Raw genomic sequence first — 14,569 nt, 5'->3', positions numbered from 1 at the left:
TTAATAGCTCCATACCCAGGGTCGATTACCGGCACGGGAAATATCCAGATGAATGAAACGTCTGTGGTGATCGCCTTTCTGGCTGATACCAATGCCGGTAAAAGTTCCCAGTTTTAAGGCTTGACTCAGAAGATGGTGAGCCTGGGAGCCATTCACCAGGATATCTACCGCCAATCCCTTTGCATGGGTACCTGGCTGTTTTTTTCTTGCTTCTGCAGGGTGGTTTTTACAGCGATAAGCTGAACTGATTTCAAAGGGGAATCCGCATGCATCTCTGAGGATCTGCACCTGGCCCATCAACTCCGGACTGATGTGTCTGCCACTGACAGCAGAGCATTGACCGCATTTGCAAGCCAGCTCGCGGAAGGTGAAGTTAGGCCAGGGCGAAATACTCATTCTGATTACTCCTCGCCTTCTTCAGCGGACTGTCTTTTGCTCAGCTCAGCCTGAGCCAGAGCCAGACGACCTTCGTCTTCCGCTTGAACCAGCAGTTCTGCCTGCAACTCTTCCTTGCTCATTGCATCCAATGCAGCCACATAGTCATCGGCTTCTTTCTGGGCGGCACGGGCGCCGGCTTCGATAGGCAAAGCTTTCTCAAGCTTCTTAGGTGGTTGGTTGTTTTCGTAATACTCAGCGACAGCAGCAAACTGATCATCCGTCAGTTCGGGTAGCTGTTTGATTTCTTCGTCCTGCTTGAGTTTGACGAAAGCTTCCAGACTCCATTCAGTGGATTCTGATGACTGAGGCTGTCGGCCTTGCTGATCGGCACGGGCCAGAACATAAGCTGCTTCAACCATGCGGGTTTCACCGGCAGGCACAGTGACAGCTCCGATATGAACAGGATTTTTTTCTTTATTGTGAAAAGGGATTTTAGGGTTCATGCAGCTCGGGCTCCTTATGCGTTCAGAGAATGCCCAACCCTGCAGGGAGACAGGGTTGGGTGATCAAACCAGTCCGTTGGTGTTGGGGTAGTTAACGATTACTGAAGCTGTAGAAGAGCACCGACGTAAAACGCTCGTAGAGTGCTGGCGGTGTATCAATGGCGTTGTACTCTTCGCCATAGCTCTCTTTGGCACCGGTCAGGTTGCCATTTTCGTCACGGGCTTCTACGGGTTCGGACATCATCCAGGGCTTGGCGACGGTGTAACTGGTGATACCCCGCTGGCCCATGAGAATGCGCTCGTCACCCAGATCAATGCCGGGGGCATTGGTACCAAAGGCAGTAATAGCCTTCACTGTGGTCAGATCGCCTTCGCTGCTGGTGTCTGAACCGTTGCGTTTGGCCTGGTACGTGAACTGCTCAGCATTGGTGCAGGTGTCGTTGAGGGTTGGGCTCATCAGCAAGAAGTTAGGCTGAACAAAACGCTCGCCCGACATAATGGCTTTGCGGCTGCCAATGGCCTGAATCAGCTTGTTCAGGTGGACTTCCTGACTCATTCCATCAGGGACGTCAGCGTCTACTTTCTTAACGTTAGTAGCCGAGCTGTAACTGATAGTGACTGTACCGGCTGCCGCTTTAGCTGCACCCAGCTGATCAACCAGAACCAGGTAGCCCAGGTTGTAATTCGCAATCGCGTAATACGTGCCAGGTTCCTGTTTACCGGAACCGTCGAAAGGCTTCAGAGGGCTACTGCCATCTTTGACCACAATGGGGTTTTGAGCATCGCCAATGCTATTACCCTGAAGGTCAAACACCTGCTTTTCACGCACGATGGGGAACTGGGCTGTCTTGTAGACACCGTTAGTCAGAGTGACCGTTTCATCAGCAACGTTTTGGGCATTAAAGGCATCGGCTGCTCTCTGCATTTCGTTGGCGATGCGACGGCAGAGGATTTCACGCATCAGACGGGAGGCGCTGGCCAGGTTGCGAGCCCATGCGTCCCAGTTGATGCCGGAACTTTTACTGAAGTGCATGACTTCGTTGGAGACATCAATAGCCAGTTTCACGGCATTGATATAAGCGGTGTACATTTTCTGGCGGACACCGGCTTTAGGAATGGCACCACGTTCGAAGACAATGCCATCGTGGCGGACACCGCCCGTCATACGCTGTTCGTAAGGAATCTGGGTGGCAACAGTGGCCGAAGGGTCCACAAAAGTACTGACCAGGCTCAGAACGTTCAGGTCAGACAATGACTCCCGAATGACTTCACGCTGGAAGCCTACTGGCAGATCCACGTGATTCACATTGGTGGGACCACCTTCGGACAGAGTGCGAACTGCACTGCTGATCTGAGTGCCATGCTGAGAGTCAAAAACTTTCAGTACTTCCTGAGTGAAGGCTGGCAGATCTTTATCTTCCGACAGTCGAATATCACCGTTAAGGTAAGCACTGGTGCTACGCAAGTGTTCATGTTGCAGAGACTGTAGGCGAGCGGCTTCAGTTGAGTGAGCATTGGATACTTGCACACGGCCTGCAGGAGTATTCACAGGGAAACCCATTTCACTGAGTTTACGGGCTGCCGCCTGGTCATTGGCGTGTTTGATTTCACGCTCAGCCAGAGTGCGGATCTGATCGTCAGACATTTCTGAGGTGATCAGTTCCGACAGTTCTTTTTTGAGTGTGGTTTTGACGTCGTCGTCCAGACCTTCAGCCCCGTCAACGGCTTCGTTGAGAATCTTCTGTTTATTGGCTTTGCTTTCCTGAAGCTTCCTGGTCTTTTCCGCTTCAGCGTCGGAGGCTTCTTTCAGAATACGTTTAACGTCTGCTTCCGATAGTGTTTTTGTTTTGTCTTTATCATCGGGGTTATCAGCACCACCTGAACCTGCAGCTTTCAGGAAAGCCTCATCAAGTTTGATGGTGAAATCACCGCCCTTACCTGATTGAGAGTGTTCTTCCGCCAGTTTGATAGCGCCAGTTTGTAGCGTATCAATAATAAGCTTGGCTTTGGCTTCTTCTTCCACACCGGCCAGCATAGCTTCAGCCAGTTGTTTGAATTGAGTCTGGATGGTTTCAGCCAGTTTTTTGTCTGAAAAGACCGCCATCATAGCGGTGATGAGCTGTGCAAATTTCATGGTGTTCTCCTCCTGGAGCTTTTTGGCGATTCGTTCCGGAACAATGGTGGGAATATCACTGTCGGCATCTTCCGCCAGCACCACCCGGTCCAGATTTTTCACATGAGGACGAACCACCAGGCCAGCACCAAACAGCAGGGGGCCATGTTCGTTCCGTTGTTCGTTGTCGATGTAGTTTTCGGTGTAATCCACCGAGAGGTAGCGATAACCCTTGTTCTTCACCGCGTCCACGCCGAAGGGGGTCCACTCGACCAGAGCCCGCAGCTTGCCGCCATCCAGCGACAGTTTGCGTACATAGCCAGCGGCACCGTCTTCAGGCTTGTGCGCTACATCAATAGCGATGTCCTGCCCGTAGACGTTGCCGTTAAAATTGTTGATCAGGTCTTCCAGCAGCTGCCGAGTGTGTTCAAAACGGCCGTATTGAGGGTGATAAAAGCTGCCGGTACGGGTCAGTGTGACCCAGGATTGAGGACTATCTTCTGCAGACTCTTTTGGCTCTGGCAGCGAAAGCGCATCGGTCAGAATCCGTATGCGCTTACTGAGTTCGTTCTGTTCACTGAGCTGGATGCGTCTGGGTTGGCAAATCACACGTTCAAGCCCTTTCTGCCGGTAATAAAAAAAGCCCGGTAAACCTGCACTCATCTCAAGGGAGTGGAGGTTTACCGGGCTTCAAATGCCTTCGTGGGTAGGTATCAGAATCTCAGGTTCGGGGCGACATCTAAAGGGGGCAGGGTGTCGTTGAATCAAGGCAGTAATTTATCCAGCTGACTTCTGAGAATAATGGTCAGGTGAGCGCAGCGCCTGCCCTGATAGGCTCGCTCTTTATCCTGTTCTTCCACCACGCCCAGACTCACCAGCTCGCTGTTGATTTTGTGCGGGGTCCCCATTTTGTGATTCACCTTCAGGTACTGGCGGATCGCTGTCGAGCTGAAGTAAATACGTTCGTCATCCATAAAGGCCGGGTACTTTGGAAAAGACACCTGCCCGGCCTTGAGGTCCTGGTAGAACGTGAGCAGGGCTTTCATGGTCGGGTTGGCTCTGCCGTCGATAAAGGTCTCCAGTTTGCCGACGGGACCAAAGCCCAAAGTATCGTGCAGGTCTATCCCTTCCGCTTCTTTCACAGAGTGAATAGCTCGCCAGCCAGCCTCATGAGTAGGTAGTCCAAGCTTCTTGGCCGCCGACATAGCTTTTTCAAACAGGGCATAGGCTTTTAATTGTTTTTCGCCTGGTGTCGGCTTCATGGAGTAGGAGCCGTGTTTGCGGATGCTGGGTAATACCTCCTCACAGACCCAATCCTGGAATCGTTCAGCACTTGGAAGATTTGAACGCATAATTAGACGGTAAACGTCAGCCTCAGGAATTATGGAATATTGTTGATTTCCACTTGAGGAGGGGAGGTCGTGTTTCACGACCCCCCTACAATGTCTTTTGAGAGCATCACTAATGTTCTTAAATCCCAGGCTAACAGCAATATCCTTTGCAACAAACCAAGGTTCACCATCCTTCTCTCCTACAACCCTGATTTTCCCAAACTCTTCATGCTCGAATAACTGAACTGGCTTCATATTTATTACCTTCTTGTCCACCCCTATTCTGCCAAAAACGTCACCTTTCGTGACAGTTTTGGTGTCCAGCTTAGAGGGGGGCGGTATTTCACCGCCCCCTTACAAATCATCCAACACCGCCTGAAACTCTTCAGGCAGTGTATGCATTAAATAAAGGCGAGGCTGTCTGTGTGCCAGGTGCTGCACCTTCATGCGCCAACAGGATAGCAGGGCGAGGCGGCGGACGTTGTCCTGTTCGGTCTGGATCAGGTTATAGAGTTGAATCAGTTCGAGGGCTGTTTGGGCAGCTAGGTCTTGAGCGGGGGTATGGCCTTTCATGGCAGTGCTCCTGGTATCAGATTGTTCTATCTGCCATCAGGAGTTTCCACGCTACTGGAGGCAGACCGGACGGGGGTGGAAAACCAGCGATACCAGGATTACTGGCCCAGCCGAAGCTGGCCCCGACCGGCTGCCATAAAGAGGGTAACAGGTCGTTCAAGCACAAAAAAAGCCGCAGGGCGACTTGTGCGTCTGGTATCTCAATTCGGGTTTCCACGCCCGGCGCTGGATTTTGCCAGCGCATGGTCAGTATAGCGGCAAATTGATTTTAATTTCAACTGCGCTTTTTCCTCCAAACCTGTAAAATCCAATTCAACAAATATCAGTCAATGAATGGAGTAAATAAGATGATTTGGGATGAGCTGATAGTCGTTCTTGAGGCAGAGATAAAGGGTCAAACGACATTACTAGAAGCTTTGAAAAGCCCTTGTTCAGGTATGGAAGATTATATACATAGAGCTTATCTGGCGTTAAATAATGTATCCAAAGTATCTGGACACCTTAAAGAAACCAACTATCGAAGCGAGACAGATGCTCTCCTGTCAGCTAAGTATGTAACCAAAATACTTGATAGTCCAACAGATAACGTACCCAAGCCCATTAAAGAGGTTGTTACCTCAAAACGGGAAAGTAATAAGATGCAGTCGTCAAAGTGGTACTAAATATTTTCGACTATTGTAAGTAGCCCAGTAATCGGGCTACTCATCTAATAAGGCAAGAAGCAAACCGGTACCGTCACCCAAACCTTACATCGACACAATGCTTTACCCTCAAACACTTTTACACACCGTGAGCGAATCACGACCCCATCGAAGATCTTATGACCACAGGTGCAGGTCACTGTATCAACATCCTTCTTACTGTCCACTGACAACTTTTCACTGATCACTGAGCTCATGAAATTCCATCCTCATATTTATGCCGGATGTCCTTCCATGGACGCTCGATATCTTTTTCTTGAAGCAGACCTGCGTTGAGTGCCTGCGCTTTCTTCTGACTGCCCAGTACCTGATATTGTACCGTACCCGGTTGGTTATTCAGCCAATCAACAGAGCTTTCTTTATCTTTTTTATCTTCCTGACTGACCTCATCAGCAAACACAACTTCTTCATAACTCAGGGTGTTGGGGTGTGCAGGCCAGGGGCTTTTTCCTTTGGGGTAGACGCCTTTGCCCAGGCCGTATTTGTTAACCTTGGCGTGCATGTCACAGATGTCGGGCTCGGGGTGCCCCGGAGAGAGGAGAAAACGGGTACCGATGACATCCCTGTCCTCAAAGGCTGTGGTCTGATAGGCCAGGCCATGAGCTCGGTTGATCTCTGTTCTGAAGAGTCTCCGGGCATTGTGATAGGGGGAGCCGTTACCGGTCATCAGTTCGCTGGTTGTCGCCCTGCCAATACCGGAGGCATTGGCCATTTTTATTTTCTTCTGCAACTCTGCCGGAACAGGCGCACCACGACGGATAAAATCTTCAGCTGCCTGGCTAGCGCTATGACCCTGAATAATGGCTGACTCGATGGCACGGCCTACGACTTCGCGAGCATGGTTATTGACTCGCCACAATCTATCGGACAGTTGCAGGCCGTCGGCCGCCTGGAAGGCTCTGGCTGTTCTTACGGCCTCACCCGCCAGGTCTTTTAATTGGTCTGCCAGAAAACTGGCTGAAAAGGCGTCTGTGGCCAATATACTGGCATGATTCTGATAGCGGGCTAACAGTTGTTCTTCCAATTGTGCCAGTTGCGCCAGCACTTCATCTATCTGAGTGCGCAATAGACGCAGATTATCCAGCCTGATCGTGCCATCCGATCCGGCCATCATGGTAATACGCAGACGTACTTCTTCAGAGGTTTGTCTATAAATGCCCTGCAGCTCTTTGAGTGCCCGACCGTCCAGTCTGTTTGCTTCTTTTCGTGCTATAGCACTGGCGCGTTTAATGGCGCGTTTTCTTTCCTCTGGCGACATTACCCACCGCTCCTGGTCGAGATGGAGGTGGCACTTTCACCTTTGGGAGCGTTGCTGGGTGTGACACTGACTTTTGGCTTTTTATTGCTACCTTCTTCCTCAAACGTTGGGTAAGGGTCGTTGCTGTTAGCCTCTTCATCCCGCTTGGCTTTGACTCTGGATACGTCCTGCCCGGCTTCTTCCCAGACCAATTCCTGAGGAATACCTAGAGCCTGAAGTTTCAGTGCCCGATCCGCTCTCTGGTTTTTGGTTTCAGTGTTGCGTTCGGCAAACTCGATAGTGAAGTCATAGGCATCAGGGTTCATGCCTTGCAGCAAAAGCTCCAGCCTGAAGCCTTCCTGATACGCCTGGCTGATCATATCCTGAAGGCTGTCAATCTCCTGGAAGTAATCACCTTTCAGGTCTTCCAGCACATCACGACTCAGGCCTTCTACATAACCGAACAGCCCTTTCGGGGCGGGAGAACCTGAGAAAAAAGTATCTAGCAGGTAGGAAACGTCGGCAATCTGATCCAGAGCAGCGTCACCCTGGATAGCATTGATCGCTCCCTTTTTGTTCATAAAGAAGTCGGTCTGTATCTGGCCTGCATTATTGTTCACATTGGCTTCATACGCCTGCATCTCTTCTTTGGTATAGCCTTCGAGAATATGAGCCAGCTTTTGCGGGGCTCGATGTCGACGACGAATCACCAGGTCTTCTTCGGTCATGGTGAGTTTTTGCCAGATGGTACGGGTTGCATCTAAGTACGGACGACCCAAGCACCCTACATCATCAAAGTTGTCTGGTTCTAGCCTCACCAATGTCAGCTGCCAGCGAGAGAAGCGGGTCAGCTCCCTCCAGGTTAAAGGGTCTACTTGTTTATAGGCTTCGGCCATGCTTTTGAAACGACCATTCGCGTCTACTCGGGGCACAATGGTTTCGGTGGGCATACGGATTCCACCGCAAACATGCCGCTCATCACTCAACACCCATTGTAAGGGCAGGTTGCCCTCCATCGCGGCTCCACGGGCATCGGAAAACAGTTTGTTGCGGTTATTCAGTTGCAAACGCTGGCAGAACTGGCTCCAGAGTTGTGTCACTTTTTTATTTTGTGAGCCTTTCCACTTCAGCATCAGGCCGCCTTTGGTGACATCGCGGGCCATGCGCTTGTGAATCTGCTTGATACGGCCATCCACCTTGTCCATATAGCGCAGGTGCAGAATGGCCTGACGCAAATCAGGGTCCACATGCATCTGGTTATAAACATGTTTGATACTGTTTTCAGGTGTTGCAATTCGGCCCTGTACGTTCCTGTGCCGGTCTATTTCTGCATTCATGGCCAGAGCTTCCTGGTACAGGGCGCTCTCTTCGTTTTGCTGGCGTTTGAACAGTTTGGGCAGCTTCATTGCAGGCCTCCAATGATTCCAAGAGGCGACTGCCCCAGCAGTTGCTCCCGTGTTTGTGTGCGGTTTGATATCACCGTTTGCACATGACACTCACCCCGGGTGACAAAGCCCCAGATCATGGCCATGAAAGCATCAAACAGGTCATCCCCTATTGAGCGTTTCACCATTTTGTAACTGGCATAAGCCCCTTTAGTCGGAACTGATTTGATGTTGGTCAATTGTCGGCACAGCAGCTGCATATCGGCCATTACCGGATCTGAACTGGGTTCGTCGTCCACCATGGGAATAGCTACCCGACCATTGTTGAACAAACTGCGAACCGCTGAGGCCATCTGGTGTTTGGTCATGCCTTCAAAGCGAATGGGAGAGAAAGGCCACTCGGGCCAAGTGCTGGCGGTTGATTCACCTTCGCCGATGGCACGGCGATCTACCGGTGTTAAGCCCTCAAAGAAAAGACGGTCACAGAGTGCGGTCAGCATGCCGACGCCGTAGGCATCCCCCAGCCCGTAGTCAGGCATAAAGTATTTCCAGAGTGTGACAAGATCCTGCATTACAGTGGCTTCATCGGTACCCGGTGCCCAGGTACGGCAGAAAATGGGTACCACAAAACCGGAAATTTCTTCACCCACGACCAGGGCATGTTTTGAAGCAGCCGGATCTTCACCATGACCAGACGCATCGTAACCAAAACTGATCAGGCCCCGTTTTTTGTATTGAATGCCTGGTATGGCTTCTTCGATCTTGATTTGGGCAGCCACGCCCCGAACCTTGGCTTTTTGCAGCCATTTATCCCAGATCAGGTTACGGGCCGCGACATTTTTGCAGAGCAGCTGCCGGATAAACTCTTCGGGGGCCAGCTGGTCGCGCATGTCCATGATGAATTGCTCGTTGAGAATGCCGAGCTCTATGCCCAGGTAACAGTCCACAATAGGCAAAATGCAGTATTTACCGGAGTCCACCATTTCGGAAAGAGTGTCTGCCCCTTTGAACACTCCGGTGATACGGATTTGTGGTTTGTTCAGAGCATTCTTTTTAGCACCTAGACGACGAGTAGAACCCATGGTGAGTAGAAAGCGGGAATAGATACGCTCTGGAGGCAAATCATCCAACTCTTCAATGGAAGCAGCAGTTAAATCTGAGCCATCAATTTGTGCCATGATTCCATAGGCACCCGCTCGGCTTCTATTAGCAAATTGATAACTGGTATCAGAAAGCTGACGTCTGCCTGACTTATAGAGAATATGGTTTTCCAGTATGGAAGAACGCCTTATAGCATCGGTGTGATAGGACAGATTAACCAGACTCTGTGCTTCTCTAGGCGCAACAATACCCAACTCCTGATCTTCGTGGGTTGCGAGAAATTTTAAAAGATACAGTTCTTTAATCGCGGTCTTGCCTGTTCGTCGGCAGGAGAAGTCTATGGTATTCCAGTCTTCATCCATCACCTGGCACTTGAGCAGCTGCATAGCGTCCAGTTCAACGTTATGTACATGCTTGTGCCACATGGCATGATCATCTTCATACCGTCTTATTTCACGTTCAGCGACGGCTTGCAGTTCCAGTCTTTGGGAGGCTGAAATTCGGTTAGCCATCTGACTCAACCCTTACATGTTTCCAGTTTTTACCAGATCTGATGCTTCGAATTGTTGCCCTGCTAACATGAAATTCTGCGGCAATTTTTGTAGGGCTAATTCCATCTACCAAAAGTTTCTTTATCTGGATAACGTCAGACACTTCTAACTTTGAATTGATATGTTCTTGACCTTGGTAGATATTTAGCCTCCCTTCCGCAGAGGCATGCTTCATGTTTTGAGAACGATCAACCCACTCTAGATTCAAAAGTCTGTTGTCTAGTTTGTTACAATTTTTATGATTTACTTGGCGGTAACCCTTTGGCTTGGGGAGTAGTGCTAATGCTACTATTCTGTGCACAGAGACTGTTATCTGTCTTGGTTTTTCAAGCCCTGTTGACAGATTGGTTATTAAGTAACCGCTCACGCTCGTTCGAACCGCAATAGCTTTTTCTTTCCCAGTTAATCGCCAATTGGTATCAATGATCGTTCCATCTGCCATTACTCGATAACGACCCGTGTCAAGAATACGAAGGACCTCTCGGTCCTTCTCCAAAGCACGCTTTTCAAATCGGGTAAGCTCAGCCATTCAGCCTTCCCCGCACTTCTGTTACGAGCGATTCGATTTCATTCAGGCGTGTATCGAAGTGGCGCATATACACGGCTATTTGTTGAGCTACGCCTTGTAGAACGTCATCACCATGCTCATCCATTAGCTGGCTGAACTGATGTAGGTTGCCAACTTCACTTTGAAATGAGATCACTTGTTGAGAGAGTTGATTGATGACATCTATATCATCAGCATCTCGTATGTAATCAGGAGGGCAGGTATCAACAGGAATACCGGTTAGAGAGAGGATATTGTTAGCCATCATGGCCTCCTTTGAGTCGGTTTCTAAACCGCCTCCCAGAGGTACCAATCTCATGATGGAGGCGGATCGGCTGGGGTTGGTACTACCGGCCTCAAAGGATACCGGCCAGCCAAAAGGCTGCCCCACCCGACCCACCATAAAAAGGCAAATACAGGTGCTGTGCACAAAAAAAGCCGCAATGAGATAGAGCGACTTGTGCTCCTTTGAGTAAACCGGGGTACCAATCCCGACACTGGATTTTGCCAGTGCATTTTCAGTATAACTTTCTAATCTGGAATCTTTCAACTGCGTTTTTTTATTTTTCATCCAGCACCTCGGCTTCTATATCCTCGGGTTCTTCGTCACCGTCTTCCTGCTGATGTTCTATCAATACAGGGTCCTGCTTTGCCCGTAACTGAGAGCGCCCGATCATGGAGCGCAGGTCAGAGACTTGCTTTTGCATTTGATCGCGGTATTCAATCGCCGATTCTTTTTCTTCCTCTTCCTGCTGCAGCTGTCCTTGCTGTATTCCCTGGTCTACCTGAATTTTTGGTGTCATGTTCAGATCAGCCAGAGAGAGGTTGTTGCGACTGATCATATCCATCATGGGTTTTAGTAATGGGTGAGCTTTGACATCTTCAACCGTGATCCATTCCCCTGTTTCAGGGTCGACATAACGACCAATATTGAAGCCGCCCTCTTTATCAAACCCATAAACTGGACTGCGCAGGGTGACACCATCAGAAATCAAAGCCTGCATCATGTCTTGCATGATGGCCATGAAGTTGGCCTGGTTAATAGCATGCAGATCCTGAAGGGCTGTTGGGTCTCCAGATTCAATAGCCACCAGACAGCGGAGCATTAAATCCGAACGCTTCAAACACGCAACCTGGGCAGCGCAATAATCCCGATCTATATCGCAGGTTTTGCAGTGCGGATACTTGTCAGGACGCGCAGGAAAATACATGGCTGTTTTTGCTGACGCGCCATGCTTCATGGCATTAAAACGGGTAATTCTGGCTTCTTCTGGCGTGGGGTGCCCAGCCAGATTTGAGGCTGATGCTGCTTTTCCGGCAGCTGTTTTGGGGCCAGTGGCTTTCAGGTGAGCATTAAACAAACCTACTTGCCAGGGAACCTGAGAGCATTCTGATTCACAATGCGGACAGTCTGAAAAATAGCGAAAAGGATGCGCACGCTCCGGAGCAGATTCCGTGCGTGTCGGTTTGGCGTCGAAAGTATGTTCACAATCAGCACAGCGAAAAGTAACCGATCCCGCTGGCTCAACAGGCACTGGTTTCATTGGGTCATGGTTTCACGATGAGGGGCGACATATAAAGGGAGCGACCTGTCACTGTTATGCGGTATTTACTGATGAAAAAGGCTTTTTAGAAGGCTTTACAAGGTGGTGAGGTATGGGTAATATTAGCGCCGCTCTGGTTCGCAGTGAGTTGTGAACGGGGAGCCAATTTAAACTCTTAAACAAGAGTTTGCTTTCTGGATCGCGTATCCAGACAAGCACAGTGGGTCGTTAGCTCAGTTGGTAGAGCAGTTGGCTTTTAACCAATTGGTCGTAGGTTCGAATCCTACACGACCCACCATTCTTTATTCCCTGATAGCTCAGTTGGTAGAGCAAATGACTGTTAATCATTGGGTCGCTGGTTCGAGTCCAGCTCAGGGAGCCATCTTCTGACTCTTAAGCAAGAGTCTGTTTTTTGAACTGCGTGTTCTTAAAGCATTGTGGGTCGTTAGCTCAGTTGGTAGAGCAGTTGGCTTTTAACCAATTGGTCGTAGGTTCGAATCCTACACGACCCACCATTAAAATTTGAAAGCTCAAAAGAGTAAAGCTTGATCAGATTGAATGTCTGAATAAGCAGCGGGTCGTTAGCTCAGTTGGTAGAGCAGTTGGCTTTTAACCAATTGGTCGTAGGTTCGAATCCTACACGACCCACCATATCAACAAAAAAGCCGGTTCATTGAACCGGCTTTTTTGCATTCTGCTTTCTGAAACTGGATTAATGCAGCTTTAAATGGGGACGTGTGGTTTTCCCGATAAAGTCTTTCAGAATAAGAGCACCTGTCTTGAATCGTCCAAACAGCGCTACTTGATGCATTCGGTAAAGGCTGATGTAGAACATTTTGGCCATCATACCTTCCACCATCATATCGCCTCCTGTAATAGCTCCCATCAGATTGCCTACTGCACTAAAGCGGCTCAGGGAAATCAGAGAGCCATAATCCTTGTAGGTGAAGGTTAAAGGCGCTTGACCCTCCTGAACATTTCCTATGAGGCTCTTAGCCAGCAGCTCGGCTTGCTGGTGAGCTGCCTGGGCTCTGGGTGGGATAGTTATAGGCTCGTCGTTATTATCCTTCAGCGTGCAGCTGGCGCAGTCACCCAGGGCGTAGATGTGGTCGTCCAGAGTGGTCTGCAATGTGGGTCTGACCAGAAGCTGATTAATTCGGTTGGTTTCAAGGCCTGAAATGCCTTTCAGAAAGGCCGGAGCTTTGATGCCGGCCGCCCAGATACTTAAATCAGAAGCAATGAAGTCACCGCTTTTAGTATTCAAACCTTTGTGAGTGATTTCACTGACCAGTTGATTGGTTTGAATCACGACGCCAATTTTTTGCAGTTGTTTATGAACACTGCTGCTTATACGGATGGGCAAGACTGGGAGTATACGATCACTGCCCTCAATGAGGGTTATTTTAACTTTGTTGGGTTTGATGGCGTCCAGACCATATCGAGCCAGCTCAATTGCCGCATGGTGAAGCTCTGCAGCCAATTCAACACCGGTTGCACCAGCCCCAATGATTGCAATATTTAACTCAGGAGATTCTTCGCTGGAGGCCTGGGCATGGAGGTAGTGATTCAAAAGGGTGGTGTGGACTCTTTCGGCTTCTTCCCGGTTATCCAGGAAAAGGCAATGGTCGACGGCGCCGGGGGTGTTAAAATCGTTGGCGGTGCTGCCTACACAGATTACCAGATCATCGTATTCCAGATTGCGCTCGGGAACGACCTCTTCACCGGTTTCATCATTGATGGGGGCGAGGGTAATGGATTTGTTGTCTCTGTCTAATCCGGACATTCTACCGGGCAAAAAGTGGAAATGATTCCACTTGGCCTGGGCCAGATAGCTGAGTTCATCTTCAAAAGCATTCAGAGAGCCGGCGGCTACTTCATGCAAAAGAGGTTTCCAGAAATGCGTCTTTCGAGCATCCACCAGGGTGATATGGGCTTTCTTTTTCTTACCCAGTTTCTTTCCCAGTTTGGTTGCTAACCCGAGCCCTCCGGCACCTCCTCCAACAATCACAATTTTATGAGGCTGATCAGTCACTTTATTCTCTCTATTTTTATAAAGGAGTGTTCTGAATCAGTCTGAGGGGCCCAACTCTCTTACCAAAATGCTGTTTAAAGAAGGGGAAAACTGATTGAGAACACACCCTGTGGCGATCCGGGCTGAAATCAGCCCAGAATAAAGACGCCTATCAGGCGACTCAAAACGCCGAGAATGACAATAGTCAGTGCCAGCCAGAACATCAGTTTTAAAGGTCTAAAGCGGTTGCGCTCATTAGCATTGATACCGGTACTGAGAAAGCGGTCAACCTTGGCCTGATCTTCAGGATAAAGACGGGTTTGGGTTTTTTCCATTTGCCACTCCGTAATCACTGTATAGGCTTTGCAACCTCTAGAGTATGCTATTTAAGCAGTCAATCTGCCAATAGATAACCTGAATTTGCCTTAAAAATATCCAAAATGGTTAGAACATATGTGCTATTGGCCGCTAGGAGCCTGTCGGACTTATGCTTTCGAGCATACTCTCTATTGAAGAGTCAGTAGAACGAGTCGACAGTCTTGAGCGTTCTAGACAGCTTCGATGGATTCGTGAGAATAGTTGACCTATTTAATC

The 14,569-nt window shown here is 49.4% G+C and carries 15 protein-coding genes, 4 tRNA genes and 1 pseudogene; 5 read left to right on the top strand and 15 right to left on the bottom strand.

Going from position 1 to position 14,569, the window contains the following annotated elements:
- The 6 genes and pseudogenes from ACR2PX_RS00945 to ACR2PX_RS00920 form a co-directional block, all read right to left on the bottom strand.
- Window positions 1–396 (bottom strand): D-Ala-D-Ala carboxypeptidase family metallohydrolase, encoded by a 396-nt coding sequence (locus tag ACR2PX_RS00945; protein ID WP_433997487.1) that lies wholly within the window; start codon window positions 394–396, stop codon window positions 1–3.
- A 5-nt stretch (window positions 397–401) separates the two neighbouring features.
- A complete protein-coding gene (locus ACR2PX_RS00940; protein WP_433997486.1) occupies window positions 402–881 on the bottom strand; it encodes a hypothetical protein in 480 nt (159 codons plus the stop codon).
- Between the two features lie 91 nt (window positions 882–972).
- The gene (locus ACR2PX_RS00935) at window positions 973–3,657 is read right to left on the bottom strand and encodes a phage protease (RefSeq protein WP_433997485.1); all 2,685 of its coding nucleotides are present in this window, start codon (window positions 3,655–3,657) and stop codon (window positions 973–975) included.
- 101 nt (window positions 3,658–3,758) lie between these two features.
- Entirely contained in the window at window positions 3,759–4,256 is a 498-nt protein-coding gene (locus ACR2PX_RS00930) for a hypothetical protein (protein ID WP_433997533.1), read from the bottom strand.
- 39 nt (window positions 4,257–4,295) lie between these two features.
- Window positions 4,296–4,580: pseudogene (locus tag ACR2PX_RS00925) on the bottom strand (BRO-N domain-containing protein); the annotation flags it as partial.
- A gap of 99 nt (window positions 4,581–4,679) precedes the next feature.
- A complete protein-coding gene (locus tag ACR2PX_RS00920; protein ID WP_433997484.1) occupies window positions 4,680–4,898 on the bottom strand; it encodes a hypothetical protein in 219 nt (72 codons plus the stop codon).
- A 347-nt stretch (window positions 4,899–5,245) separates the two neighbouring features.
- Here ACR2PX_RS00920 and ACR2PX_RS00915 point away from each other — a divergent pair, with 347 nt between their 5' ends.
- Window positions 5,246–5,560, top strand: coding sequence for a hypothetical protein (locus tag ACR2PX_RS00915; protein ID WP_433997483.1), 315 nt, complete (start codon window positions 5,246–5,248; stop codon window positions 5,558–5,560).
- Window positions 5,561–5,604: 44 nt separating this feature from the next.
- On the opposite strand, the gene ACR2PX_RS00910 is transcribed toward ACR2PX_RS00915, so the two are convergent.
- Genes ACR2PX_RS00910 through ACR2PX_RS00880 form a run of 7 tightly spaced genes read right to left on the bottom strand, consistent with a single transcriptional unit; the run spans window position 5,605 to window position 11,964 of the window.
- Window positions 5,605–5,796 carry a hypothetical protein gene (locus tag ACR2PX_RS00910; RefSeq protein WP_433997482.1) on the bottom strand — a complete coding sequence of 64 codons (192 nt, stop codon included), beginning with the start codon at window positions 5,794–5,796 and terminating at the stop codon, window positions 5,605–5,607.
- Entirely contained in the window at window positions 5,793–6,857 is a 1,065-nt protein-coding gene (locus tag ACR2PX_RS00905; RefSeq protein ID WP_433997481.1) for a hypothetical protein, read from the bottom strand. Before ACR2PX_RS00905 ends, ACR2PX_RS00910 begins: the two co-directional genes overlap by 4 nt.
- Window positions 6,857–8,242, bottom strand: coding sequence for a hypothetical protein (locus ACR2PX_RS00900; protein ID WP_433997480.1), 1,386 nt, complete (start codon window positions 8,240–8,242; stop codon window positions 6,857–6,859). Before ACR2PX_RS00900 ends, ACR2PX_RS00905 begins: the two co-directional genes overlap by 1 nt.
- Window positions 8,239–9,834, bottom strand: coding sequence for a hypothetical protein (locus ACR2PX_RS00895; RefSeq protein WP_433997479.1), 1,596 nt, complete (start codon window positions 9,832–9,834; stop codon window positions 8,239–8,241). Before ACR2PX_RS00895 ends, ACR2PX_RS00900 begins: the two co-directional genes overlap by 4 nt.
- Window positions 9,827–10,402, bottom strand: coding sequence for an HNH endonuclease (locus ACR2PX_RS00890; RefSeq protein WP_433997478.1), 576 nt, complete (start codon window positions 10,400–10,402; stop codon window positions 9,827–9,829). The genes ACR2PX_RS00895 and ACR2PX_RS00890 overlap by 8 nt, the downstream gene beginning before the upstream one ends.
- Window positions 10,395–10,991, bottom strand: coding sequence for an ash family protein (locus ACR2PX_RS00885; protein WP_433997477.1), 597 nt, complete (start codon window positions 10,989–10,991; stop codon window positions 10,395–10,397). The genes ACR2PX_RS00890 and ACR2PX_RS00885 overlap by 8 nt, the downstream gene beginning before the upstream one ends.
- A complete protein-coding gene (locus tag ACR2PX_RS00880) occupies window positions 10,981–11,964 on the bottom strand; it encodes a hypothetical protein (protein WP_433997476.1) in 984 nt (327 codons plus the stop codon). Before ACR2PX_RS00880 ends, ACR2PX_RS00885 begins: the two co-directional genes overlap by 11 nt.
- 222 nt (window positions 11,965–12,186) lie before the next feature.
- Here ACR2PX_RS00880 and ACR2PX_RS00875 point away from each other — a divergent pair.
- The 4 genes from ACR2PX_RS00875 to ACR2PX_RS00860 all read left to right on the top strand — a co-directional run bounded on the left by ACR2PX_RS00875 (window position 12,187) and on the right by ACR2PX_RS00860 (window position 12,615).
- Window positions 12,187–12,262, top strand: a tRNA-Lys gene (locus tag ACR2PX_RS00875).
- An 8-nt stretch (window positions 12,263–12,270) separates the two neighbouring features.
- A tRNA-Asn gene (locus ACR2PX_RS00870) sits at window positions 12,271–12,346 on the top strand.
- A gap of 57 nt (window positions 12,347–12,403) precedes the next feature.
- Window positions 12,404–12,479 (top strand) — tRNA-Lys (locus ACR2PX_RS00865).
- A 60-nt stretch (window positions 12,480–12,539) separates the two neighbouring features.
- Window positions 12,540–12,615, top strand: a tRNA-Lys gene (locus ACR2PX_RS00860).
- A 61-nt stretch (window positions 12,616–12,676) separates the two neighbouring features.
- On the opposite strand, the gene ACR2PX_RS00855 is transcribed toward ACR2PX_RS00860, so the two are convergent.
- Both ACR2PX_RS00855 and ACR2PX_RS00850 read right to left on the bottom strand, forming a co-directional pair.
- Window positions 12,677–13,996 (bottom strand): NAD(P)/FAD-dependent oxidoreductase, encoded by a 1,320-nt coding sequence (locus ACR2PX_RS00855; protein ID WP_433997475.1) that lies wholly within the window; start codon window positions 13,994–13,996, stop codon window positions 12,677–12,679.
- A gap of 128 nt (window positions 13,997–14,124) precedes the next feature.
- A complete protein-coding gene (locus ACR2PX_RS00850; RefSeq protein ID WP_433997474.1) occupies window positions 14,125–14,310 on the bottom strand; it encodes a DUF3094 family protein in 186 nt (61 codons plus the stop codon).
- Window positions 14,311–14,569 lie beyond the last annotated feature (259 nt).

Origin of the sequence: Endozoicomonas sp. (assembly GCF_051008435.1) — a bacterium.
In the GTDB taxonomy this organism is placed as follows: domain Bacteria; phylum Pseudomonadota; class Gammaproteobacteria; order Pseudomonadales; family Endozoicomonadaceae; genus Endozoicomonas_A.
Note: the sequence above shows the minus strand (reverse complement) of the source record. Positions and strands in the feature narration are given on the sequence as shown.